The following is a 21,384-nucleotide window of genomic DNA, read 5'->3' on the forward strand; positions in this document are numbered from 1 at the left end:
CGTCGAGCTCGCGGCGAACCACCGCAAGCGCTTCGTACATACGTTCGATACCCACAACCCGACACTAACCACCCCCACCGACACCACACCCCCAAATGTGGCCCCAGAAACCAAAGTGACAGAAGTTTTTTCGCGGCGCCCGCGAGCTGCGACAATGGCCGCATGCGCCTGCCCGTGACGCCGCCGGTATCGCCGATGCTGGCCAAAGCGGTGACCGCGGTGCCCGGTGACCCGACCGGCTACTCCTACGAACCCAAATGGGACGGCTTCCGCTCGATCCTGTTCCGTGACGGCGACGACGTCATCCTCGGCAGCCGCAACGAACGCCCGCTGACCCGCTACTTTCCCGAACTCGTCGACGCGGCGAAAGCCGAACTCCCCGACCGCTGCGTCATCGACGGTGAGATCGTCATCGCGACGGAACAAGGTCTCGATTTCGATGCGCTGCAGCTGCGCCTGCACCCGGCAGCCTCGCGGGTGCAGATGCTCGCCGAGAAGACACCCGCGTCATTCATCGCGTTCGACATCCTCGCACTCGACGAAACCGACTACCGGCAAACACTATTCACCGAACGACGCCATGCCCTCACCGCCGCGCTGACCGGTGACGGCCCCAGTTTCTTCGTCACCCCTGCCACCACCGACCCCGAGACCGCCGCGCGCTGGTTCGACGAGTTCGAGGGCGCCGGCCTCGACGGCGTCATCGCCAATCCGCTCGACCTGACCTACCAACCGGACAAGCGCGTGATGTTCAAGCTCAAACACCAGCGCACCGCGGACTGCGTGGTCGCCGGATACCGGCTGCACAAGTCCGGCGCCGACGCCGTCGGGTCGCTGCTGCTGGGTCTCTACAAGGACGACGGCACCCTCGCGTCCGTCGGCGTCATCGGCGCCTTCCCGATGGCCAAGCGCCGCGAACTCTTCATCGAATTACAGCCGCTGGTAACGACATTCGATAACCATCCGTGGAACTGGGCGGCCGACGTCGACCCCGAGGTGGTGCGTCGCTACGGAGGCGGATCCCGCTGGAACGCCGGCAAGGACCTGTCCTTCGTGCCGCTGCGGCCCGAACGCGTCGTCGAGGTCCGTTACGACCACATGGAAGGCGAGCGGTTCCGCCACACCGCGCAGTTCAACCGGTGGCGTCCCGACCGTGACCCGCGTTCGTGCACCTTCGACCAACTCGAACGGCCCGTCGCGTTCAAACTCGGCGACATCGTCAAAGGCCTGGGCGGCTAGCTGCTCACATGGTGGGACGGGCAGGAATTTCGTCAGACCGATGACCCGGCCCGCACCGACGTGTGATGCTCGCGAGATGAGCTTTCTGCGCGCGTTGCCGACGGCCGTGGTCCTCGCCGGTGTCGCCGTGACGACGGCCGGCCCGGCATCGGCCGACGAACGCCTCGACGGTGACTTCGTCTTCGTCAACGGGCCCACGACCAACCGGTGGTCGATCACCACCCAGTGCAATCCCGAAGGAGAATGCGGCGGCACGGTCTCGAGTTCGACCGGCATGATCGCGCACATCAGCCGAGTCGCCGGCGGCCCGTGGACCGTCGAGCGGCACGACGTGCCCAACGGGTGGACCTGCGCCGACGGCACCACCGGCCCCGGCGACCTGTCATACGCGTTCGATCCGGCCACGCTCGCCGGAACCGCCACCTACACGTCGAAACCCGGCGCCTGCAACGACCCCAACGTGCTGCAGCACCAGAACCCGATCAGCCTGCTGCCCGCCTGACGTCAGGTGGCGCGCTGGAACGAAAGCGTCTCCCCGCGAACGCCGCCCATCCACAGGTCCTGGCAGGCCTCGGCCATCTCGTCGAGTCCCTCGGTGATCGCGCCGAACACGTTGCCCGGCACCCAGCCCTGGTCGCCGTTGATCAGCAGGTTGTTGCGGCCGTAGAACAGCGCCAGGTCGACGATCGCACCGGTTGTGCCGGTCCCCGTGCTGTTCTCGTAACCGTAGGCCGGGTTGCCCAGCTGATCGGAGTCGAACGAGAACCAGCACAGGTCGCCGGGGATCGGGGTCACCGTGGTGTTCTCCTTGCCGGGGTCGGTCGGCGCGAAAGCCGGTAGCAGCGTGTAAATCTCGTTGCGGGCGTACTTTCCGTGGAACACCGGGGAGGAAAGCGGAAGCGCATCCCACACCGCCGCGCAGGTGCGCGGTGCCGCATCGTCGAGCAGGCGGGCGGTGCAGCTGACGCCGCGTTTGTCCAGGGACACGGTGATCAGCCTGCTCATCGAACTCCTTGTGCGGTCAGGGCCGGCGTTCGCCGGTGCCAGTCGGTGGCCATCTCGTGGGCACGGCCCACCCGCAGCACTGTGGCGTCCGCGTGCCGGGGGCCGACGATCTGCAGTCCGATCGGCAGCCCGGCCGCGGTGAATCCGCATGGCACGCTCAACGCGGGCTGCTGAGTCATGTTGAACGGGTAGGTGTACGGCGTCCAACTCGCCCAGTCCGGTGACGGCCAGCCGTCGGGCACGTCGCGGCCGCCGTCGAACGCGGGCAGCGGCAGCGTCGGCGTGACCAGCACGTCGTAGTCCTCGTGGAACCGGCCCATCAGCTGACCCAACTGCATCCGCACCGCCGTCGCGTCGAGGTAGTCCGACGCCGAGAACGTCGCTCCCACCGCCGCGATCCGGCGTAGCCCCGCGTCCACCCGGTCGTCGACCCCGTCGCCGTAGCCCTGCAACACCTTCGCCGCACCCGAGAACCACAAGATCTGGAACGCCTCGATCGGATCGGCGAATCCGGGGTCGACCTCCTCGACCCGGGCACCCGCATCAGCCAGCACCGTCACCGCGGCCCGCACCGCGGCGTCGATCTCCGGGTCGTTGCGCACGAACCCCAGGTTCGGCGAAAACGCGACGCGCAGACCGGCAATGCCGTCGTCGAGGCCGGACAGGAAAGACGTGCGCGGCGTCGGCATCGCCGACCAGTCGCGGGCGTCGAAACCCGTGATCACGTCCATCAGCGCGGCGGTGTCGGCCACGGTCCGCGTCATCGGGCCCGGATGCGCCAGCGTGCCGAACGGGCTTGCCGGATAGTGCGGTATCAGGCCGTAAGTCGGCTTGAGCGCGACTGTTCCGGTGAATCCCGCCGGGATGCGCACCGATCCGCCCGCGTCGGTGCCGACCGACCACACCCCCATGCCGAGGCTGACCGCGGCCGCGCTGCCGCCGCTCGATCCGCCCGCCGTTTTCGTTGGATCCCAGGGGTTTCCGGTGACGCCGAACCGCGGTGAGTCGGTCACGCCCTTCCACGAGTACTCCGGCGTGGTGGTCTTGCCGAGCAGCACCGCTCCGGTCTCCCGCAGCCGCGCGGTCGCCGGCGCGTCCTCCAGCCACGGTCCGGCCTCGTCGATCAGCCAGCTGCCGCGCAGCGTCGGCCAATCCCGGCTCCACAGCGCGTCTTTGATCGATGTCGGTAGTCCGTCGCCCGGGCCCAGCGGTTCTCCGGCGTGCCAGCGGGCCTCCGACGCCCGCGCTGCGGCCAGCGCGCCGTCGGGGTCGACGAGCACGAACGCGTTGACCGCGCCGTCGTACGCCTCGATCGCGGCCAGTGCCTCCTGCGTGGCCTCCACCGGGGAGAGTGTCCGCGTGCGGTAGCCGTCGACGAGTTCGGCGGCGGTCGGGATCATTTCGCGCTCCGGTTTGATGTCGCCGGCTTCGCGGCTCCGGCGGCGACGTACCCGAGTTTCTTGTCGACCACGTTCCTCAACGGCTCACCGGCCAGCCAGCGGCGCGCGTTGTCGGCGAACTGCTCGGCCAGCGTCTCGCGCCAACCCACCACGTCGCCTGCCATGTGCGGGGTGATCGTCACGTTGGGAGCGTCCCACAGCGGATGGCCCGGCGGCAGTGGTTCGGTGTCGAACACGTCCAGCGTCGCACCACCAATCCTGTTGTCACGCAATGCCGAAATCAGTGCCGCCTCGTCCACCAGCGGACCGCGGCCGATGTTGACCAGATGTGCGTCGGGCCTCATCGCGGACAGTACCTCCGCGTCGACCACACCGCGCGTCGACGACGTCAGCGGCGCGGCGAGCACCAGGTGGTCGCACCAGTCGACGTGAGCCGCCAACTCCGCGCTGGCCACCACGTCGCCGAAATCCGGATCGTCCGTCCTGGCGGTGCGACCCGCCCCGCGAACCTGCATTCCCGCAGCCCGCAGCAGCCGCGCGATCTCGCGCCCGATGCTGCCGGTGCCGACGACGATCGCGCGGGCGCCCGCGATGCCGCGGGTTTCGCGGTGCTGCCAGCGGTGCTCGCGCTGCAGCGCGAAGCTGGTGCGGCTGTCCTTGGCGTGGGCGAGCACCGCGCCGAGCACGTACTCGGCGATCGGCCGGTCGAACACCCCGCGGGCGTTGGTCACCACCACGTCGGAGTCGCGCAGTTCGTCGAACAGCAGGGTGTCGACGCCCGCCGCGGTGACGTGGATCCATTCGAGCGCGTCGGCCTCGTGCCACACGTCGCGCACGGCGGTGGAGAAGTAGTCCCACAGCAGCAGCGCGCGCGCACCGCGCACCGCATCGGCCAGGGTCGACGCCGTGCAGTACCGGAGGTCGAGGCCCTCGAGGCCCTCAACGCCGGGTGGGCGGTCGGTGTCGTTCTTGCAGAGCACCGTGACCTGCGGCAACGTCTCGATCTGCACGCTATCGCGGGGGCCTGGCACGCCCCGAGGCTAGGGACGCTCCGTAGGATTGTCAACAATCTGTTGCCGAGTTGGCCCACTGGCCTCACACTGTGCAAATGAGGATCGGGGATCTGGTGCCGCCCCCACTGTTGGAGCAGGTAGGCATAGGTGTTGTCACACCGTACGACTTCGCGCTCGACCGCGAACTCTGGCGCTGGGTGCCCGACGACGTCAGTCTCTACGTCACCCGCCTGCGGTACGCGCCGCTGCAGGTGACGGTCGACATGGCGGTACAGGTCTCCGAGCCCGAACAGGTGCTCGCCGGCGCCGCGAACGTGCTGGCGGTCTCCCCTCTGGTCACCGCGTACGCGTGCACTGCGGGCAGCTTCGTCAAGGGCATGGCAGGCGAGGCCGCGCTGGTCGCGGCGATGCGCGCGGCCGGGGCGCCGGCGGCGGTCACGACCAGCGGGTCGGTGCTCGAGGCGCTGCGGCATCTCGGCGTCGGCCGGGTCGCGACCGTGACGCCGTACACCACGGACCTGACGATCGGGCTGACCAGCTACCTGATGGAGGCCGGCGTCGAGGTCGTCGCCACCTCGGGACTGGGTCTGACCTCGCAGATCTGGTCGGTGCCGTATGCCAGGACCGCCGATCTGGTCCGCGCCACCGACGTTCCCGAGGCCGAAGCCATCGTCATCAGCTGCACGAACCTGCCGACCTACGACCTGATCGCGCAGCTCGAGGACGAGCTGGAGAAGCCGGTGATCACCGCGAACCAAGTGACGATGTGGGCCGCGCTGCGCGTCGCCGGGCGCAAGGCAGTGGGGCCCGGGCAACGCCTACTCGAGGCGTAGCCCGGTTAGCATTGTCGACAATCTGTCGATCGAGAGGGCCGTCATGGCGACCGTAGGACTGCTCTACCCGGGACACAGCGCCGAGGACGACTTCCCCGCGCTCGAGACCCGGGTAGCCGGCCGACTGCGCCTGCCGGTGGTGATCACCTCGGTCGGCGAGGATGCGCACCGGGTCGACGCGCTGCTGGATCTCGGCGGCGACGAGCGTCTGGCCGACGGGGTCCGTCAACTCGCCACCGCACGCCCGCAGTCGGTGATGTGGGCGTGCACGTCGGGCAGCTTCGTTTTCGGGCCCGACGGTGCGCGCAGGCAAGCCGCGAAAGTCGCTGCGGCGGCAGGTGTTCCGGCGTCGTCGACGTCGATCGCGTTCGTCGACGCGCTGCACCACCTCGGAATCCGGCGGGTCGCGGTGGCGGCGTCCTATCCGCAGGACGTCGCCGAGCACTTCGTGCGGTTCCTGGCGGCCGACGGCGTCGAGGTGGTGGCGATGGGCAGCCACGGCATCATCACCGCCGCCGAGGTCGGCACGCTGGAGCCGGACCGGGTGCAGGCCATGGTGGCCGCGGCCGACCATCCCGACGCCGAGGCGGTGCTGGTGCCCGACACCGCGATGCACACGCTGGCGATCATCGACCGGCTCGAAGCCGCGGTCGGCAAGCCGGTACTCACCGCGAACCAGGTGACCGTGTGGAAGGGCCTGCAGCTCGCCGGCGGGGTGCCCGCGCTCCCCGGGCTGGGGCGCCTGTTCGAGGCGGTCCGGTGACCGAGTTCCTCGCGCCCGTCGAGCAGGAGTCGACGCCGAGCATCGTCGCCGACAAACTGCGCCAGGCGATTGCGCACGGCGAGCTGGCCCCCGGAACGCAGCTGATCGAGGCCGACCTGGCCCGCAGGCTCGGCGTCAGCCGCGGTCCGCTGCGCGAGGGCATGCAGCGGCTGACCCAGGAGGGCCTGCTGATCGCGATCCGCAACCGCGGGGTGTTCGTGATCGACATGACGCCCGAGGTGGCCGCCGACATGTACCTCGCGCGCGAGGCGATCGAACGCGCCGCGACCCGCAAGATCCTGCAGGGCGACTACGCCGCCGCCGGCGACGGACTGCTGGCGATCGTCGAGGAGATGGCCGAGGCCGCCGACGTCGAGGAAGGCAGCGAGGCCGACATCCGCTTCCACGAGCTGCTGGTCGAACTGGCCGGCAGCCCGCGGCTGTCGCGGATGCACCAGACCTATCTCGTCGAGACCCGGATGTGCGTGCACGCGCTGGCCGACACCTACGACAACCCCAGCGACCGGGTGGTCGAGCACCAGGCGCTGGCCAGCGCGATCAGGGCCGGTGATGTGCAGCTGTCCGACAAGCTGCTGATCGCGCACATGGAGGACGCTGTCGACCGGCTGACCGAGCGGCTGTCCCGCGCGGGCTGAACCTCACGCCAGGGCGATGCCGATGTACTTGGTCTCCAGGAACTCGTCGATACCTGTCGGACCGCCCTCGCGGCCGAGCCCGGACTGCTTGACGCCGCCGAACGGCGCGGCGGGGTTGGACACCACGCCCTGGTTCAGGCCGACCATGCCGGTCTCCAGCGCCTCGGCGACGCGCAACGCCCGCCGCAGGTTGTTGGTGAAAACGTAAGCCACCAAGCCGTATTCGGTGTCGTTCGCGGCGGCGACGACGTCGTCCTCGGTTTCGAAAGCCGTCAGCGGCGCGACCGGGCCGAAGATCTCCTCGTCCGACATCCGGGCGTCGCGCGGAACGCCGGTCAGCACGGTGGGTGGATAGAAGTATCCGGTCCCGGAAACCGGTGTGCCGCCGGTCAATACCCGTGCCCCGCGACTCACCGCGTCGTCGACCAGGTCCTGCACCTTGTGCAACGCGGCCTCGTCGACCAGCGGGCCGACCGTGACGCCGTCCTCGGTGCCCGGGCCGACGCGCAGCGCCGCCATCCGCTCGGCCAACCGGCGGCCGAACTCGTCGATCACCGAGGCGTGCACGAAGATCCGGTTCGCCGCCGTGCACGCCTCGCCCATGTTGCGCATCTTGGCCGCGATCGCCCCGTCCACCGCCTCGTCGAGATCGGCGTCGTCGAACACGATCAACGGCGCGTTGCCGCCGAGTTCCATCGAGGTTCGCAGCACCTTCTGCGCGCACTGCTCCAACAGGATCCGGCCCACCCGCGTCGACCCGGTGAACGACAGCTTGCGCGCCAGGCCCGACCGGATCAGCGGCTCCATCACCGCGTTGGCGTCCGTCGCGGTGATGCAGTTGACGGCGCCCGCCGGCACCCCGGCCTCATCGAGGATCCCCATCAGCGCCAGCATCGACAGCGGGGTCTGGTGGGCGGGTTTGATGACGCTGGTGCAGCCGGCGGCGATCGCGGGCCCCAGCTTGCGGGTGCCCATCGCCATCGGGAAGTTCCACGGGGTGATCAGCAGGCACGGCCCGACGGGCTGGCGTGCGACCAGGAAGCGCGCACCGCCCGCGGGGGCGGTCTGGTAGCCGCCGTCGATGCGGGTGGCCTCCTCGGCGAAGTGACGGAAAAACTCGGCGGCGTAGGCGATTTCGCCGCGCGCTTCGGCCAGCGGCTTGCCCATCTCCAGGGTCATCAGCAGCGCCAGGTCGTCGACGCGTTCGTGCAGCAACTCGAACGCGGCCATCAGCATGTCAGCGCGGGCCCGCGGTGGCGTCGCCGCGAACTCGCGCTGGGCGGCGACGGCGGCCTCGAGTGCGGCGCGCCCGTGGCCGGGGGTGGCGTCGGCGACCGCGCACAGCGTTCGCCCGGTTGCGGGGTCGACGACGTCGAACGTGCGACCCGTTTCGACCCATTTGCCGTCGATGAACAGTCGCTTGTCCACCGCGTCGATCACGTACTGCTCGCGGTCCACTCCACCTCCCTGTGTCGGATTGTTGACAATCTACAGCCCGCCGCTCAGGATCGTGCCATGACGGCCGCACAGCTTTCGCCAGTTCTGAAACAGGCCACCGGCGTGGTCGCCGCCCGCGGCGAAGGGGTGCTGCTGTACGACGAGCAGGACCGCCGCTACCTCGACTTCACCGCCGGCATCGGGGTGACCAGCACCGGGCACTGTCATCCGCGGGTGGTCGAGGCCGCGCAGCGCCAGGTCGCCACGCTGATCCACGGTCAGTACACGACCGTCATGCACCGGCCGCTGCTCACGCTGGTGGAACGCCTCGGCGAGGTGCTGCCGGCCGGACTGGACCGGATGTTCTTCGCCAACTCCGGAAGCGAGGCGGTGGAGGCCGCGCTGCGACTGTCGCGCCAGGCCACCGGACGGCCGAATGTCATCGTGTTCCACGGCGGATTCCACGGCCGCACCGTCGCGGCGGCCTCGATGACCACCTCCGGCACCAAGTTCCGCTCCGGGTTCGCGCCGCTGATGGCCGGAGTGCACGTCGCGCCTTTCCCGGACCCCACGCACTTCGGCTGGCCGGTCGAACAGGCCACCGACTTCGCGCTGAACCAGCTCGACTACCTGCTGCAGACGATCAGCGCACCCGCCGACACCGCCGCGTTCTTCGTCGAACCCGTGCTCGGCGAGGGCGGTTACGTGCCGGCCAACGAGCGGTTCTTCGCCGGGCTGCGTGAACGCGCCGACGCGCACGGCATCCTGCTCGTGGTCGACGAGGTGCAGACCGGTTTCGGACGAACCGGCCGGTTCTGGGGCAGCCAGCACTTCTTCACCGATGCGCGTGCGGACATCCTGATCACCGCCAAGGGCCTGGCGTCGGGTTTCCCGCTGTCGGGGATCGCGGCGCCGGCGGCGTTGATGGAGCGGGCGTGGCCGGGTTCTCAGGGCGGCACCTACGGCGCCAACGCGGTGGCGTGCGCGGCGGCGCTGGCCACGCTCGACGTGATCGCCGACGAGCGGCTCGTCGACAACGCCGCCGAACGCGGGGCGCAGCTGCGTGAGACGTTGCAGACGGTCGGCGACAAGTTCGACGCGATCACCGACGTCCGTGGCCTCGGGTTGATGCTCGGCGTCGAATTCCGTGACACCGCAGGCAAACCCGACGGCGCGACGGCTGCGGCCGTACAGCGGGAGGCCGCCCGGCGCGGCCTGCTGCTGCTGACCTGCGGCGCCTGGGGTCAGGTCGTCCGCTTCATCCCGGCGCTCGTGGTGACCGCCGGTCAGATCGACGAGGCAGCGGGCATCTGGTCGGACGCGGTGACCGCGGTCCTGTGACTCAGCGACTGGGTTCGAGCTCGTAATCCAGCTGGGCCGGCGCCTCGGCGGTGCCCGGAATCTCGGTGCTGTTGATCGGGCACCGCGCGGTTTCGGGCACCTTGATCAACGCGATCGCGCCGACGACGCACGCGGCCATCATGTAGTACGCGGGCACGAGGTTGTCGCCGGTCACGTTGATCAACCAGTCGTTGATCGCGGGCGCGGTGCCGCCGAACAGCGCGGTCGACACGTTGTAGGCGATCGCGAAGCCCGCGAACCGCACCTGCGTCGGGAACATCGCCGGGAACGTCGCCGAAATCGTCGCCAGCTGCGGCACATACAGCAGGCCCAGCACCGCGAACCCGATGATCGCGCCGACGACGCCCGTCGACATCAGCATGAACATCGGGATGCCGGCGATGAACAACCCGGCCAGCGAGATCCACCACACCGGTTTACGGCCGAACCGGTCCGACGCCAGACCCGCGAACGGCAGGAACACCATCATCGACAGCATCCCGATTATCGGCACCACCAGCGACATGTCGGTGGACAGCCCGATCGAGGTCTCGAGGTACGTCGGCATGTAGGTGAGCAGCGTGTAGTTGACGACGTTGAGCGCGACCACCAGTCCACCCAGACGCAGGATCGGCCCGCGGTATTCGCGGATCAGATCCTTCAACTCGGTGCCGACGGCGCCTTCCTGCTCACCGGACTCCTCGAGTTCCTTGAACGCCGGTGTCTCGTCCAGTCGCGACCGCAGGTACAGCCCGATCAGGCCGAGCGGGGCGGCGAGCAGGAACGGCAGCCGCCAGCCCCACGAGTGCATCTGGTCCTCACCGAGCACCAGCGAGAACCCGAGCATCATCAGCGCACCAGCCGAGAAGCCGGCCAGCGTGCCGAACTCCAGGAAGCTGCCCATGATGCCGCGGCGGCGGCTGGGGGCGTACTCGGCCATGAACGTCGCCGCGCCGCCGTACTCGCCGCCGGTGGAGAAGCCCTGGACCATCCGCAGCAGCACCATCAACGCGGGCGCCCACAGCCCGATCATCGCGTAGCTGGGCACCAGCCCGACGCACAGCGTGGCACCGGCCATCACCAGGATCGTGATCGCCAGCACCCGGCGGCGGCCGAGACGGTCACCGAGCGGGCCCCAGACGAACCCACCCAGCGGGCGCACCAGGAACGACACCGCGAACGTCATCAGCGCGAGAAGCGTTGCCGTCGTACCCTCGCCCGGGAAGATCGCCGCGGAGATGTAGGTGACGCCGTAGGCGTACAGACCGTAGTCGAACCATTCGGTGAAGTTGCCGATGGCCGAGGCTGAGATGGCTTTCTTGACGGTGGCGGGTTCGACCGTCGCCTCACCGCCGTTGTTGTGCTGGCTGGTGGAACCGTCGGGGTCCACGTCGGGCCTCCTCGCGTCCGTCTGGCACGGCTCGACCGCCTCGCACGACGATCGCAGGCGGGGGCCGTGGGTGCACAGGCAACGTACCAATGCGCAGCAGGGGTACCCAAGATCATCCCGTCGTACCCCCCGGCCACCGATCCGTTACCGTGCCGGCCTTCACCGGTGGCAAAGTTGTGGCCATGAGCGCTGGCCGGTTCGCACCGAGCCCGTCGGCCGATCTGCACATCGGCAATCTGCGCACCGCGGTGTTGGCGTGGCTGTTCGCCCGATCCTCGGGCCGCCGGTTCCTGCTGCGCGTCGACGACCTCGACGACCGCACGTTCACCGAGATCGGGCATCGGCAAGTCGCTGATCTAACGGCGCTCGGCCTGACCTGGGACGCCGAGCCCGAGTGGCAGTCGCAGCACCCGGACCGCTACGCGGCGGCCGTCGACCGGCTCTCGGCCGCCGGGCTGCTGTACGAATGCTATTGCAGCCGAAAGGACATCGCGCAGGCACCGCGCGCACCGCATGCGCCCCAGGGCGCCTATCCGGGCACCTGCCGGGACCTGACCGAGCCCGAACGCGCAGCGCGGCGGGCCGAGACGGGCCGGCCGCCCGCGCTGCGGTTGCGCACCGACACGGCCACTTTCACCGTGCACGACGTGCTGCACGGCGACTACACCGGGATCGTCGACGACTTCGTGGTGCGCCGCGGCGACGGGGTGCCGGCCTACAACCTCGCCGTCGTCGTCGACGACGCCGCCCAGGGTGTCGACCAGGTGGTGCGCGGCGACGACCTGCTGCCGTCCTCACCGCGGCAGGCCTACCTGGCGCGGATGCTGGGTTTTCCCCAGTCGGTGTACGCCCACGTCGCGCTGGTGCTCAACGAGGACGGCGCGCGGCTGGCCAAACGCGACGGCGCGGTGACCCTGGCCGAGATCGGCCCGCGGCGCGCGCTCGAACAGATCAGCGCCTCGCTGGGCTGGCGGGCCACCGACGTCGAGGGGATGCTCGCCGAGTTCGACCCCGCGAAGCTGCCCCGCGAGCCATGGATTTACCGGCCCGGCTGAGCAGAACCGTTCCCCGACCCACGGCGCTTCGAGTAGGTTCCGCCGGTGCAGCGAAACCTCCGGCGGGTGCTCCCCGCCCTCCTGGTCCTGGCGGCGGTGATCCTGGCCGGCTGCGGGTCCCCCGAGACCGGCGGCAACGAGCCGATCAAGGCGGCGGGCGTGCTGCGGGTGGGCACCGAAGGCGTCTATCCGCCGTACTCCTTCCACGACGCGTCACAGGGTGGTCAGCTCGCCGGCTACGACGTCGACGTGGCCCGCGCCGTCGCCGAGAAACTGGGTGTGCGAATCGAGTTCGTCGAGACGTCGTGGGACTCGATCTTCGCCGCGCTGGAGGCCGACCGGTTCGACATCGTCGCCAACGAGGTGACCATCACCGACGAGCGCAAGGCGAAATACGATCTGTCCGCGCCCTATTCGATCGCCGAGGGCGTGATCGTCACCCGCGCCGACGACAACTCGGTCACCTCGCTGGCCGACCTCGAGGGCAAACGCGCCGCACAGAGCCCGACCAGCAACTGGGCCACCGTCGCACGGGACGCGGGGGCGCAGATCGTGTCGGTCGACGGGTTTGCGCAGGCAATCAGTGTGCTCAACGACGGCCGGGTGGACGTCGTCGTCAACGACAGCCTCTCGGTGCTGGCCTACCAGGCCGAACACCCGGACGCGTCGATCAAGGTGGCGGGCAACACCGGTGAGCAGAGTGAGCAGGCGTTCGCCGCCCGCAAGGACAGCGGATACCTTCCGGAGTTGAACAGGGCGCTCGAGGAACTGCGCGCCGACGGCACGCTCAGCGAGATCAGCCGCAGGTACCTCGACATCGACCTGTCGCGGTCCGCGCCGCAGAGCACCTGGGACCTGATCCTCGACAACCTGTGGCCGCTGGCGCGCGCGGCGATCGAGAAAACCATCCCGCTGACCATCATCAGCTTCGTGATCGGCCTGGTGATCGCATTGGTGGTGGCGCTGGCGCGGTTGTCGTCGAACCTGGTGGTCTCGGGGCTGGCACGGGTCTACATCTCGCTGATCCGCGGCACCCCGCTGTTGGTCCAACTGTTCATCGTGTTCTTCGCGCTGCCGCAGATCGGCGTGCGGATCGACCCTTTCCCGGCCGCGGTCATCGCGTTCAGCCTCAACGTCGGCGGCTACGCGGCCGAGATCATCCGCTCGGCGATCCTGTCGATCCCGAAGGGACAGTGGGAGGCGGCTGCGACGATCGGGCTGAATTACGTTGACACGCTTCGCCGGATCATCCTGCCGCAGGCCACGCGAGTGGCGGTGCCGCCGCTGTCGAACACGCTGATCTCGTTGGTCAAGGACACGTCGCTGGCGTCGACGATCCTGGTGACCGAGCTGTTCCGGACCGCGCAGAACGTCGCGGCGCCGACGTTCGAGTTCTTCGCGCTCTACGGCACCGCGGCGCTGTACTACTGGATCATCTGCTTGGCGCTGTCATTCGGCCAGAACCGATTCGAACGTCGACTGGAAAGGTATGTGGCCCGATGACCGAATATTGCGTCAAGGCCCAGAACGTGCAGAAAGCGTTCGGCGCCAACAAGGTTCTCACCGACGTCTCGTTCGACGTCGCGTCCGGCTCGGTGACCACCATCATCGGGCCCTCGGGTTCGGGCAAGACGACGCTGCTGCGCGCACTCAACGCGCTGGACGTCCCTGACGCCGGGGTGATCCAAGTGGGCGAGATCGAGATCGACTTCTCCGAACCCGTCGCCAAGGACACGCTGAGGCGATACCGCGCGCAGAGCGGCTTCGTGTTCCAGGGGCACAACCTGTTTCCGCACAAGACCGTGCTCGAGAACGTCACCGAGGGACCCGTCGTCGCGCAGAAGAAGCCGCGGGCACAGGCCGAAACCGAGGCGGTCCAACTGCTCGAGAAGGTGGGCCTGGCCGACAAGAAGGACCAGTACCCGTTCCAGCTGTCCGGCGGACAACAGCAGCGGGTCGGCATCGCGCGGGCCCTGGCGCTGCGGCCCAAGGTGGTGCTGTTCGACGAGCCCACCTCCGCGCTGGACCCCGAACTCGTTGGCGAGGTGCTCTCCGTCATCCGCGATCTGGCGGTCGAGGGGTGGACGTTGGTGATCGTCACCCACGAAATCCAGTTCGCGCGACAGGTTTCCGATCAGGTGCTGTTCACCGACCGTGGCGTCATCCTGGAGAAGGGTCCGCCGGCGGAGGTGCTCGAGCACCCGACGCAGGACCGCACCCGGCAGTTCCTCGACCGGATCCTCAACCCGCTGTGAGCAGCTCGTCGCGGAAGTCCGGATGCGCGATCGCGGCCAACGCCTGCGCCCGTTCGGCCAGTGTCCGGCCTTCGAGCTCGGCGGCGCCGTACTCGGTGACGATCACGTCGACGTGGTGGCGCGGGGTGGTGATCACCGCTCCGGCCGCGAACTCGGCCACGATCCGTGACCGCAGCTGCCCGTCCTTCTCGTAGGTCGACGGCAGGCAGATCAGCGAGCGGTCGGACAGCTCGAGTCCGGCGCCTGCGACGAAATCCTCGGCGCCGCCGATCCCGCTGAACTGCCGGCCGTCGATGCTGTCGGCGACCACCTGGCCGTGGATGTCGATCGCCAGCGCACCGTTGATCGAGATCATGTGGTGGTTGGCCGCGATCACCTCCGGCGCGTTGACGATCCCGACGGGCAGGAACGCGACGTCGATGTTTCCGTCGAGCCAGGTGTAGAGCTCGGCGGAGCCGAACGCGAACGTGGTGACGCTGACCCCGTCGTAGACGCCCTTGTTGGAGTTGGTGACCTTGCCGGCGCGGTGTAGCCGCATGCACCCGTCGGTGAACATCTCGCTGTGCAGGCCGTACCCGTCGCCGTCGCCCTCGGCGAGCAGGGTCGCGATCTGGTTGGGGATCGCGCCGATTCCGGTCTGCAGCGTCGATCCGGCGGGTATGAACGCGACGGCGTGCTGCGCGATCGCCTTGTCCACGTCGCCCGGTGGGGTGTCGCCGCCGGGCAGCGCCAGCGGTGCTTCGGTGGAGGCCACCAGAATGTCGATCTCGTCGATGTGCAACGCGTGGCGGTGCTCGCCGAGGCCGTATGTCCGCGGGTACTTCTGCGAGGTCTCCACGATCAGCAGCCGATCGGGATCGGCTCCGGCGCGGCGCAATTCGTCGATGGTGCCGCCGGCGTGCAGGGACAGCGAGCACCAGCCGTCGGCGTCGGGTGGCGTCGCGACGGTGGTCATCACCCGCGGGCACTGTCGCTGCAACAGCGGGCCGAAGCGGCGGAAGTCCGCCGGCGTGAACTCGATGCCGGCGCCCGCGTCGCGCAGCGCCCGTTCGAGCGGGCCGAAGAAACCGGACAGGTAACGCACACCCGGGCGGGTGAACAGCTCGGTGCCGACCGCGAGCAGCGCGCCGTAGACCCGCAGGTCGGTCCAGTCGGTGCGCTCGCCGAGTGCCCGCATCAGCGCGGGCGGCTGGCCGGGGCCGAGCGGGATTCCCAACGTGTCGGCGGCGGCGAAGCGCGCGGCGGCCTGCTCTGCGGTGAGCTCGATCGGCATGGCGAGAACCTACCCCGCCGAGTGTGGGCTCGACGCACGTCTGAGCGCCTCGAGGCGTGCGGGTAACCCACGTTCGCGCTACTGGGGGTCGTCGCGCTGGCCCCAGGGTGAGCCGTACTCGGTGAGCAGGTCCAGGAACGGCACCGCGTCGAACGCCTCGGGGCCCAGCACGCCGCTGCCGCTCCACGTCCCGTTCGCCAGAAGCTCCAGTGCCACAACGGGATTGATCGCGGTCTGCCACACCACACACTGGTGGCCGTACTGCGCCATCGACCATTCGTTGTCGACGACGTGGTACAGGTACGTCGACCGCGGGTTGCCGTCCTTGCCGGTACCGGTCACCCACAGCCCCGCGCACGTCTTGCCGCGCATCTTCGGCCCCAGCGTCGCGGGGTTGGGCAGGCACGCCGCCACCACATCCCGCGGGCTGACCTCGACTCCCCCGACCTTCACCTTCTCGGTGCGGTCCAGGCCGAGCTTGTTCAGCGTCTTGAGCACGCCGATGAACTCCTCGCCGAGGCCGTACTTGAACGTCGCCCGCCGGCACTTCACCCAGCGCGGCATCAACAGCACCTCTTCGTGCTCGACGTTGACGCACTCGACCTCACCGATGCCGTCGGGAAAGTCGAACACCTCCGGCTCGCTGAACGGTTCGGTGGTGTACCAGCCGCGGTCGGCCTCCCAGATCACCGGCGGGTTGAGGCACTCCTCGATCGTCGTCCAGATCGAGAACGACGGTGCGAAGTCGTATCCCTCGACGGTCAGGTTCGACCCGTCGCGGGTGCCCAGCTCGTCGATCTCGGAGAACAGATGGTCCGCGGCGTAGCGGGCGAACACGTCGGACAGTCCCGGCTCGACGCCGATGCCGACCAGCGCCAGCCGGCCCGCGTCGCGCCAGCTGTCCTCCGCGGCGAACTGCTCGTCGCCGAGTTTCACACCGGGCAGCGCGAACGGCTGCTCGGGATGGCGTTGCGACAGGCTCATCGCCATGTCGAGGTAGTCCGCGCCGCCGGCCAACGCGCCCTCGAAGATCGGCATCACGAACCGCGGGTCGACCGCGTTCATCACGTGGGTGATCCGGTGGCTGCGGACCAGTTCGGCGACTGCCTCCGCCGACGTTGCGTCGACTTGCGCGGCGACGAACCTGGCGTCGCCGACGGCTTCGGCGGCCGCCCGGGCGCGGCCCTCGTCGTAGTCGGCGACGACGAGCTTGTCGAAGAAGTCGCGGCGCACCGCGATGGAGCAGAACGCGGCCCCGACTCCGCCCGCGCCGACCAGCAGGATTCGCATGGGCCATAACCTACGCGATCAACGACGGATTCGGTGCTCAACCAGTCGCTGACCGATTGATTACGCACCGAAATCACTCAGTGGCGACGGAAAGCGAAGCCAGGCCGCGCAGCGTCAGGTTCGGCTTGTAGGTCGGCTCGGCCGCCAGCCGCGCGTGCGGGAACCGGGCCGTCAGCTTGGCCAGCGCGACGGTGCCCTCCAGCCTGGCCAGCGGGGCGCCCAGACAGAAGTGCGGGCCCCGGCCGAAGCCCAGGTGCCGGATGGCCTCGCGGTCCGGGTCGAACCGGTCGGGCTGCGCGACGGCCGCCGGGTCGTGGTTGGCGGCGGCGATCAGCAGCGCCATCACATCACCTCTGGGCACCGCGACCCCGCCGACCGTCATGTCCTCGGCGGCGATCCGGCTGACCAGTTGGACCGGCGGGTCGTAGCGCAGCGTCTCCTCCACGACGGCCGACGCCCGCGACGGGTCGGCCGCCAGTGCCCCCCACTGCTGCGGGTGGCGCAGCATCGCCAGCGCCGCGTTCGCGATCAGGTTGACCGTCGTCTCGTGCCCGGCGATCAGCAGCAGGTTGCAGGTCGACACGATCTCGGCCTCGGTGAGCTGGTCGCCGGACTCCTCGACCGAGATCAGCGCCGACATCAGATCATCGCCGGGGTCCGCGCGCCGCTTGCGGATCAGATCGCGCAGGTACTCGCGCAGCCACAGGCCCGCGGCCATCATCTCGTCGAAACTCTCGGGCGCCTGACCGGTGAACGTGAACACCGGGTCGAGCGCCTTGGCCAGGATCGCCGACGCCCGGCCGAACTCCGGTTCGTCTTCGACGGGTACACCGAGCAGCCGGCAGATCACCGCGACCGGCAGCGGATAGGCCAGATCGGCCACCACGTCGAGCGGCTCGCCCGCCGCATCGAGCAGCGCGTCGACCAGCGAGTCGATCTCCGGCTCCAGCGCCCTGACCACCTTCGGCGCGAACGCCTTGCTGACCAGGCGCCGCAGCCGGGTGTGGTCGGGCGGGTCCAGGAACAGGAAGCTCGGCGGCTCGGCCTCCTCCTGCGGGAACTGTTCGGCGAGCTCAGCGTAGCGGCGTTGCGCCGCAGTCGATTTCGCCCGGTCCGACGCCGAGGCCGGATGCCGCAGCACCTCGTCGCAGTGCTCGGCGGACGAGAACACGACGAGGTTCATCTCCGGCAGCTGCAGCGGCCCGTGCGCGCGGATCTCGTGGTAGATCGGATACGGGTGGGCGCGGGTCGCCGGATCGAGCAGCCGCAGCAGCAGCGCCTGCGAATCCGTTGCAGTGGTCACCCTCTTATTGTGCAGACGTCGAGTAGTACCGGCCGAGCGTGTGGTCGCGCAGCTCGTCGAACTCGCCGGCCTCGATCGCGTCGCGGATCCGGTCGACCAGGCGCACGACGAACCGCTCGTTGTGGATCGTGCACAGCGTCGCCGACAGCATCTCCTTGGCCTTGAACAGGTGGTGCAGATACGCGCGGGTGTAGTGCCCGCAGGTGTAGCAGTCGCACTCGTCGTCGATCGGGGTGAAGTCGCGGCGGAACCGCGAGTTGGTGATGTTGAAGCGACCGGTCGCCGAGTACACCGCGGCGTTGCGGGCGACCCGCGACGGGGACACGCAGTCGAACGTGTCGGCGCCCGCGGCGACCGCGGCGAACAGGTCGTCGGGTTCGCTGATGCCGAGCAGGTGCCGCGGCTTGTCGGCGGGCAGTTCGCTGGTCACCCAGCCGACGATGGTCGCCAGGTTCTGCTTCTCCAGCGCGCCGCCGACGCCGAACCCGTCGAAGTCCAGTGCGGCCAGCCCGCGGGCCGCCTGGCGACGCAGATCCTCGTACTGCGCGCCCTGCACCACCCCGAACAGCGCCTGGCGCGGCCGGTCGGTCCGCTGCGCCTGCAGCCGCTGATGTTCGGCCAGGCACCGCAGCGCCCACTCGTGGGTGCGCTGCACCGAGCGCTCCTGATATCCGCGGGTGTTGACCAGCGTGGTCAGCTCGTCGAAAGCGAAGATGATGTCGGCGCCCAGCTTGTTCTGGATCCCGATCGACACCTCGGGGGTGAACCGGTGCGTCGTCCCGTCCAGGTGCGAGCGAAACGTCACCCCGTCGTCGTCGACGTCGGCCAACCGCTCCTTGCCCTCGGCGATGATGTCGTCGGCCTGGATCCGCTCGGTGTCCATGGCGAGCACCTTGCGGAACCCGGCGCCCAGCGAGAGCACCTGGAACCCGCCGCTGTCGGTGAACGTCGGCCCGGGCCAGTTCATGAACGCGCCCAGCCCGCCGGCGTCCTCGACGATGTCGGGACCCGGCTGCAGATAGAGGTGGTAGGCGTTGGCCAGCAGCGCCTGCGCGCCGAGCGCGGCCACGGTCTCGGGCAGCACCGCCTTGACCGTGGCCTGGGTGCCGACCGGGATGAACGCGGGGGTGCGGATCTGGCCGTGCGGGGTGCGGATCACGCCGGTGCGACCGGGTCGGCCGGGCAGTTCGGCGGCAACGCTGAAGAAAGGCTCGGCCACGCCGTAGATTCTGCACTGTGAGAAATCGGTGGGTGATCGGGAACTGCGCCGCCGCGTGCGCGATGTTGCTGGCCGGCTGTTCGTCGGCGCCGGCGGACTTCGACCCGCCCCCGGGTGAACTGGTGCCGGGCACCGCGCAGGTGACGATCAACGGCCGCGACGTCGGTCTCACCGAGGCGGTGCAGTGCAACACCACCGAGTGGCTGACCACGATCACCACCGGAAGCCCGACATCCGGTGTGACCGCGCTGCTGTCGAACAAGGAAGCGCTCGTCACCGAGGCGGTGAACATCACCGACGTCGGCGGTTTCACCGGCAGCTACACCGCCGACGTCGGCGGAACCGGCGGCGACGCCGAGATCGGCATGACCGGCCAGACCTTCGACATCTCCGGCACCGCGGACGGCTTCAACACCGACGCGCCGAGTTTCCGGGTGCCCGCCACATTCGCCATCCGCGTGGCCTGCTGACCCCGGTTTCACCGAAACCGCTGTTGGCGGCGGGTCCGCGCACGATACTGCTGAAGATGATCCGATCTTGACGGGTCACGAACACGAAGGAGAACAGTGGTGAAGCGTGGTTTCCTGGTCGCCGTCGGCGGCGCTGCGATCGTGGTCGCCGGCCTGGCCGGTTGTTCGTCCGAAAACAAGTCCGAGACCTCCGGTGAGACCTCCACCGCGGCCGCCGCGGAGGGCAAGACCACCGTCACGATCGACGGGCAGGATCGAAGCGTGCAGGGCACGGTCGCGTGCAGCGACATGGGCGGCAACACCACCATCGCGATCGGTGACGCCACCACCGGCATCGGCGCGGTGGTCAGCTCCGGCGACGAGCCGACTGTGCAGTCCGTCGGCCTGGGCAACGTCGACGGAGTGACGCTCGGCTTCCAGGCCGGCGCCGGTCAGGGCGAGGCGACGGCCGAGAAGGACGACAAAACCTACAAGATCAGCGGCACCGCGACCGGTGTCGACATGGCCAACCCGATGCAGCCGGTGAACAAGCCGTTCGAAATCGAGGTCACCTGCCCCTAGGCACAGACCGCAGACGGCGGCGTCCCGAGCAGGGGCGCCGCCGTTTTTCGTGTGCGGGTCAGCCGGTGTAGCCGGCCGCGGACTGGCGCAGCTGCCAGATCTGCGCCGGGCACAGTTCGTTGACGGCCTGGTTGATCAGGTACGCGCCCTGGTACTTGTCGGTGGTGTGGAAGTCGGCGGTCACCTGGTCGACCAACTGGGCGTAACCCATCTGCCCGGCCACCCGGCCGCAGATCGTGTTGCCGTAGCCGATCGCCGCCTCGGCGTTCGGGAAGTTGTAACCCGGGCGCACGTGCACATTGACCAGATAGGCGACCGTGTCGGCCTGGGCAGCGGGTGCGGACACGAGGGCGGCCGCACCGGCGGTCGCGGCGAGGGCAACTAGGGCACGCTTCATGGCCAAGAGCTTATTCTGTGCCCGCCGCCGGTGTGGGGCACATACGCTAACCCCATGAGGCTCATGGCTGTTGCTGCGCTCGCGTGCGGGTTCGTCGCCGCCCCGCTGACCGTCACCGCCACCGCGCAGGCGTCACCCGGCTACTGCGACGGCGCGGACTGCGTGCCCTACGTCGACCGTTCGGCGGTCGAGGGCACCCACTGCACGCAGAACACCCGCTACAACTTCGGCATCGACGCGTCGGGCAACACGCTGGCGTGCAGTTCGCGCAGCACGTGGATCGCCTCGGCACCGCTGGTCGGGATCCGCACCAACCGGCTGCCATGCGGTGACGCCACCGGGGTGGCGCAGTCACCCGACGGCATTCCGCTCAGTTGCATCGGCGGGGCGTGGACACCCGACTACCGGGCGCCGTTCTACAGCTGAGCCGACTCGGCCGGGCGTTGGCGAATGTGACCTGCGCCTCGCTATCGATTCGAAATCG

At 69.2% G+C, this 21,384-nt stretch carries 22 protein-coding genes; 12 read left to right on the top strand and 10 right to left on the bottom strand.

Going from position 1 to position 21,384, the window contains the following annotated elements:
* Positions 1-162 precede the first annotated feature (162 nt).
* Together BHQ18_RS26500 and BHQ18_RS26505 are read left to right on the top strand one after the other, a co-directional pair.
* Positions 163-1,239 carry an ATP-dependent DNA ligase gene (locus BHQ18_RS26500; protein ID WP_069416641.1) on the top strand — a complete coding sequence of 359 codons (1,077 nt, stop codon included), beginning with the start codon at positions 163-165 and terminating at the stop codon, positions 1,237-1,239.
* Positions 1,240-1,315: 76 nt separating this feature from the next.
* Positions 1,316-1,741 carry a hypothetical protein gene (locus tag BHQ18_RS26505; RefSeq protein ID WP_069416642.1) on the top strand — a complete coding sequence of 142 codons (426 nt, stop codon included), beginning with the start codon at positions 1,316-1,318 and terminating at the stop codon, positions 1,739-1,741.
* A gap of 2 nt (positions 1,742-1,743) precedes the next feature.
* Here BHQ18_RS26505 and BHQ18_RS26510 read toward each other — a convergent pair whose 3' ends face one another.
* From BHQ18_RS26510 to BHQ18_RS26520, 3 genes are read right to left on the bottom strand one after another with little or no spacing between them, the layout of a single operon-like run.
* A complete protein-coding gene (locus BHQ18_RS26510; RefSeq protein ID WP_069416643.1) occupies positions 1,744-2,244 on the bottom strand; it encodes a DUF3830 family protein in 501 nt (166 codons plus the stop codon).
* Positions 2,241-3,644 carry an amidase gene (locus BHQ18_RS26515; protein ID WP_069416644.1) on the bottom strand — a complete coding sequence of 468 codons (1,404 nt, stop codon included), beginning with the start codon at positions 3,642-3,644 and terminating at the stop codon, positions 2,241-2,243. The genes BHQ18_RS26510 and BHQ18_RS26515 overlap by 4 nt, the downstream gene beginning before the upstream one ends.
* Positions 3,641-4,675, bottom strand: a complete 1,035-nt coding sequence (locus BHQ18_RS26520; protein ID WP_069416645.1) for a D-2-hydroxyacid dehydrogenase — start codon at positions 4,673-4,675, stop codon at positions 3,641-3,643. The genes BHQ18_RS26515 and BHQ18_RS26520 overlap by 4 nt, the downstream gene beginning before the upstream one ends.
* Positions 4,676-4,752: 77 nt before the next feature.
* Between BHQ18_RS26520 and BHQ18_RS26525 the strand changes: the two genes are divergently transcribed.
* Genes BHQ18_RS26525 through BHQ18_RS26535 form a run of 3 tightly spaced genes read left to right on the top strand, consistent with a single transcriptional unit; the run spans position 4,753 to position 6,909 of the window.
* Positions 4,753-5,490: a maleate cis-trans isomerase family protein gene (locus tag BHQ18_RS26525; protein ID WP_205866197.1), complete on the top strand. Its 738-nt coding sequence runs from the start codon at positions 4,753-4,755 to the stop codon at positions 5,488-5,490.
* 43 nt (positions 5,491-5,533) lie between these two features.
* Positions 5,534-6,253: a maleate cis-trans isomerase family protein gene (locus tag BHQ18_RS26530; RefSeq protein WP_205866198.1), complete on the top strand. Its 720-nt coding sequence runs from the start codon at positions 5,534-5,536 to the stop codon at positions 6,251-6,253.
* On the top strand, positions 6,250-6,909 hold the full coding sequence (locus BHQ18_RS26535; RefSeq protein WP_069416646.1) for a GntR family transcriptional regulator: 660 nt from the start codon (positions 6,250-6,252) through the stop codon (positions 6,907-6,909). Before BHQ18_RS26530 ends, BHQ18_RS26535 begins: the two co-directional genes overlap by 4 nt.
* Positions 6,910-6,912: 3 nt before the next feature.
* Here BHQ18_RS26535 and BHQ18_RS26540 read toward each other — a convergent pair whose 3' ends face one another.
* On the bottom strand, positions 6,913-8,367 hold the full coding sequence (locus BHQ18_RS26540; RefSeq protein ID WP_069416647.1) for an NAD-dependent succinate-semialdehyde dehydrogenase: 1,455 nt from the start codon (positions 8,365-8,367) through the stop codon (positions 6,913-6,915).
* A 57-nt stretch (positions 8,368-8,424) separates the two neighbouring features.
* Between BHQ18_RS26540 and BHQ18_RS26545 the strand changes: the two genes are divergently transcribed.
* Positions 8,425-9,687, top strand: a complete 1,263-nt coding sequence (locus tag BHQ18_RS26545; protein ID WP_069416648.1) for an aspartate aminotransferase family protein — start codon at positions 8,425-8,427, stop codon at positions 9,685-9,687.
* A gap of 1 nt (position 9,688) precedes the next feature.
* On the opposite strand, the gene BHQ18_RS26550 is transcribed toward BHQ18_RS26545, so the two are convergent.
* Entirely contained in the window at positions 9,689-11,077 is a 1,389-nt protein-coding gene (locus tag BHQ18_RS26550) for an MFS transporter (RefSeq protein ID WP_069416649.1), read from the bottom strand.
* Positions 11,078-11,259: 182 nt separating this feature from the next.
* Between BHQ18_RS26550 and gluQRS the strand changes: the two genes are divergently transcribed.
* Genes gluQRS through BHQ18_RS26565 form a run of 3 tightly spaced genes read left to right on the top strand, consistent with a single transcriptional unit; the run spans position 11,260 to position 14,387 of the window.
* Positions 11,260-12,132 carry a tRNA glutamyl-Q(34) synthetase GluQRS gene (gene gluQRS, locus BHQ18_RS26555; protein ID WP_069416684.1) on the top strand — a complete coding sequence of 291 codons (873 nt, stop codon included), beginning with the start codon at positions 11,260-11,262 and terminating at the stop codon, positions 12,130-12,132.
* A 45-nt stretch (positions 12,133-12,177) separates the two neighbouring features.
* Positions 12,178-13,635: an ABC transporter permease subunit gene (locus tag BHQ18_RS29335; protein WP_109789423.1), complete on the top strand. Its 1,458-nt coding sequence runs from the start codon at positions 12,178-12,180 to the stop codon at positions 13,633-13,635.
* Complete coding sequence (locus BHQ18_RS26565; RefSeq protein WP_069416650.1) at positions 13,632-14,387, top strand: amino acid ABC transporter ATP-binding protein; 756 nt, start codon at positions 13,632-13,634, stop codon at positions 14,385-14,387. Before BHQ18_RS29335 ends, BHQ18_RS26565 begins: the two co-directional genes overlap by 4 nt.
* On the opposite strand, the gene BHQ18_RS26570 is transcribed toward BHQ18_RS26565, so the two are convergent.
* The 4 genes from BHQ18_RS26570 to tgt form a co-directional block, all read right to left on the bottom strand.
* Entirely contained in the window at positions 14,374-15,660 is a 1,287-nt protein-coding gene (locus BHQ18_RS26570; protein WP_069416651.1) for an acetyl-CoA hydrolase/transferase family protein, read from the bottom strand. The two genes, BHQ18_RS26565 and BHQ18_RS26570, sit on opposite strands and share 14 nt — an antisense overlap.
* A gap of 78 nt (positions 15,661-15,738) precedes the next feature.
* The gene (locus tag BHQ18_RS26575; protein ID WP_069416652.1) at positions 15,739-16,950 is read right to left on the bottom strand and encodes a saccharopine dehydrogenase family protein; all 1,212 of its coding nucleotides are present in this window, start codon (positions 16,948-16,950) and stop codon (positions 15,739-15,741) included.
* A 73-nt stretch (positions 16,951-17,023) separates the two neighbouring features.
* Positions 17,024-18,253 (bottom strand): cytochrome P450, encoded by a 1,230-nt coding sequence (locus BHQ18_RS26580; RefSeq protein WP_069416653.1) that lies wholly within the window; start codon positions 18,251-18,253, stop codon positions 17,024-17,026.
* A 4-nt stretch (positions 18,254-18,257) separates the two neighbouring features.
* A complete protein-coding gene (tgt, locus tag BHQ18_RS26585; RefSeq protein WP_069416654.1) occupies positions 18,258-19,472 on the bottom strand; it encodes a tRNA guanosine(34) transglycosylase Tgt in 1,215 nt (404 codons plus the stop codon).
* Between the two features lie 17 nt (positions 19,473-19,489).
* On the opposite strand from tgt, the gene BHQ18_RS26590 reads away from it, so the two are divergent.
* Complete coding sequence (locus tag BHQ18_RS26590) at positions 19,490-19,942, top strand: lipoprotein LpqH (protein ID WP_069416655.1); 453 nt, start codon at positions 19,490-19,492, stop codon at positions 19,940-19,942.
* Positions 19,943-20,041: 99 nt separating this feature from the next.
* Positions 20,042-20,503 (top strand): lipoprotein LpqH, encoded by a 462-nt coding sequence (locus BHQ18_RS26595; RefSeq protein WP_069416656.1) that lies wholly within the window; start codon positions 20,042-20,044, stop codon positions 20,501-20,503.
* A gap of 58 nt (positions 20,504-20,561) precedes the next feature.
* Here BHQ18_RS26595 and BHQ18_RS26600 read toward each other — a convergent pair whose 3' ends face one another.
* Positions 20,562-20,900, bottom strand: a complete 339-nt coding sequence (locus BHQ18_RS26600; protein ID WP_069416657.1) for a DUF732 domain-containing protein — start codon at positions 20,898-20,900, stop codon at positions 20,562-20,564.
* 54 nt (positions 20,901-20,954) lie between these two features.
* On the opposite strand from BHQ18_RS26600, the gene BHQ18_RS26605 reads away from it, so the two are divergent.
* Positions 20,955-21,326 carry a hypothetical protein gene (locus BHQ18_RS26605; RefSeq protein ID WP_069416658.1) on the top strand — a complete coding sequence of 124 codons (372 nt, stop codon included), beginning with the start codon at positions 20,955-20,957 and terminating at the stop codon, positions 21,324-21,326.
* The last annotated feature ends 58 nt before the right edge of the window (positions 21,327-21,384 follow it).

This window comes from Mycolicibacterium flavescens, assembly GCF_001722335.1.
In the GTDB taxonomy this organism is placed as follows: Bacteria; Actinomycetota; Actinomycetes; order Mycobacteriales; family Mycobacteriaceae; genus Mycobacterium; species Mycobacterium flavescens.

Bases quoted from the DNA above. Each gene is read 5' to 3' on its own strand.
- BHQ18_RS26500 (WP_069416641.1), top strand. From the start codon at position 163: ATGCGCCTGCCCGTGACGCCGCCGGTATCGCCGATGCTGGCCAAAGCG.
- BHQ18_RS26505 (WP_069416642.1), top strand. From the start codon at position 1,316: ATGAGCTTTCTGCGCGCGTTGCCGACGGCCGTGGTCCTCGCCGGTGTC.
- BHQ18_RS26510 (WP_069416643.1), bottom strand. From the start codon at position 2,244: ATGAGCAGGCTGATCACCGTGTCCCTGGACAAACGCGGCGTCAGCTGC.
- BHQ18_RS26515 (WP_069416644.1), bottom strand. From the start codon at position 3,644: ATGATCCCGACCGCCGCCGAACTCGTCGACGGCTACCGCACGCGGACA.
- BHQ18_RS26525 (WP_205866197.1), top strand. From the start codon at position 4,753: ATGAGGATCGGGGATCTGGTGCCGCCCCCACTGTTGGAGCAGGTAGGC.
- BHQ18_RS26530 (WP_205866198.1), top strand. From the start codon at position 5,534: ATGGCGACCGTAGGACTGCTCTACCCGGGACACAGCGCCGAGGACGAC.
- BHQ18_RS26545 (WP_069416648.1), top strand. From the start codon at position 8,425: ATGACGGCCGCACAGCTTTCGCCAGTTCTGAAACAGGCCACCGGCGTG.
- gluQRS (WP_069416684.1), top strand. From the start codon at position 11,260: ATGAGCGCTGGCCGGTTCGCACCGAGCCCGTCGGCCGATCTGCACATC.
- BHQ18_RS26565 (WP_069416650.1), top strand. From the start codon at position 13,632: ATGACCGAATATTGCGTCAAGGCCCAGAACGTGCAGAAAGCGTTCGGC.
- BHQ18_RS26570 (WP_069416651.1), bottom strand. From the start codon at position 15,660: ATGCCGATCGAGCTCACCGCAGAGCAGGCCGCCGCGCGCTTCGCCGCC.
- BHQ18_RS26575 (WP_069416652.1), bottom strand. From the start codon at position 16,950: ATGCGAATCCTGCTGGTCGGCGCGGGCGGAGTCGGGGCCGCGTTCTGC.
- BHQ18_RS26600 (WP_069416657.1), bottom strand. From the start codon at position 20,900: ATGAAGCGTGCCCTAGTTGCCCTCGCCGCGACCGCCGGTGCGGCCGCC.
- BHQ18_RS26605 (WP_069416658.1), top strand. From the start codon at position 20,955: ATGAGGCTCATGGCTGTTGCTGCGCTCGCGTGCGGGTTCGTCGCCGCC.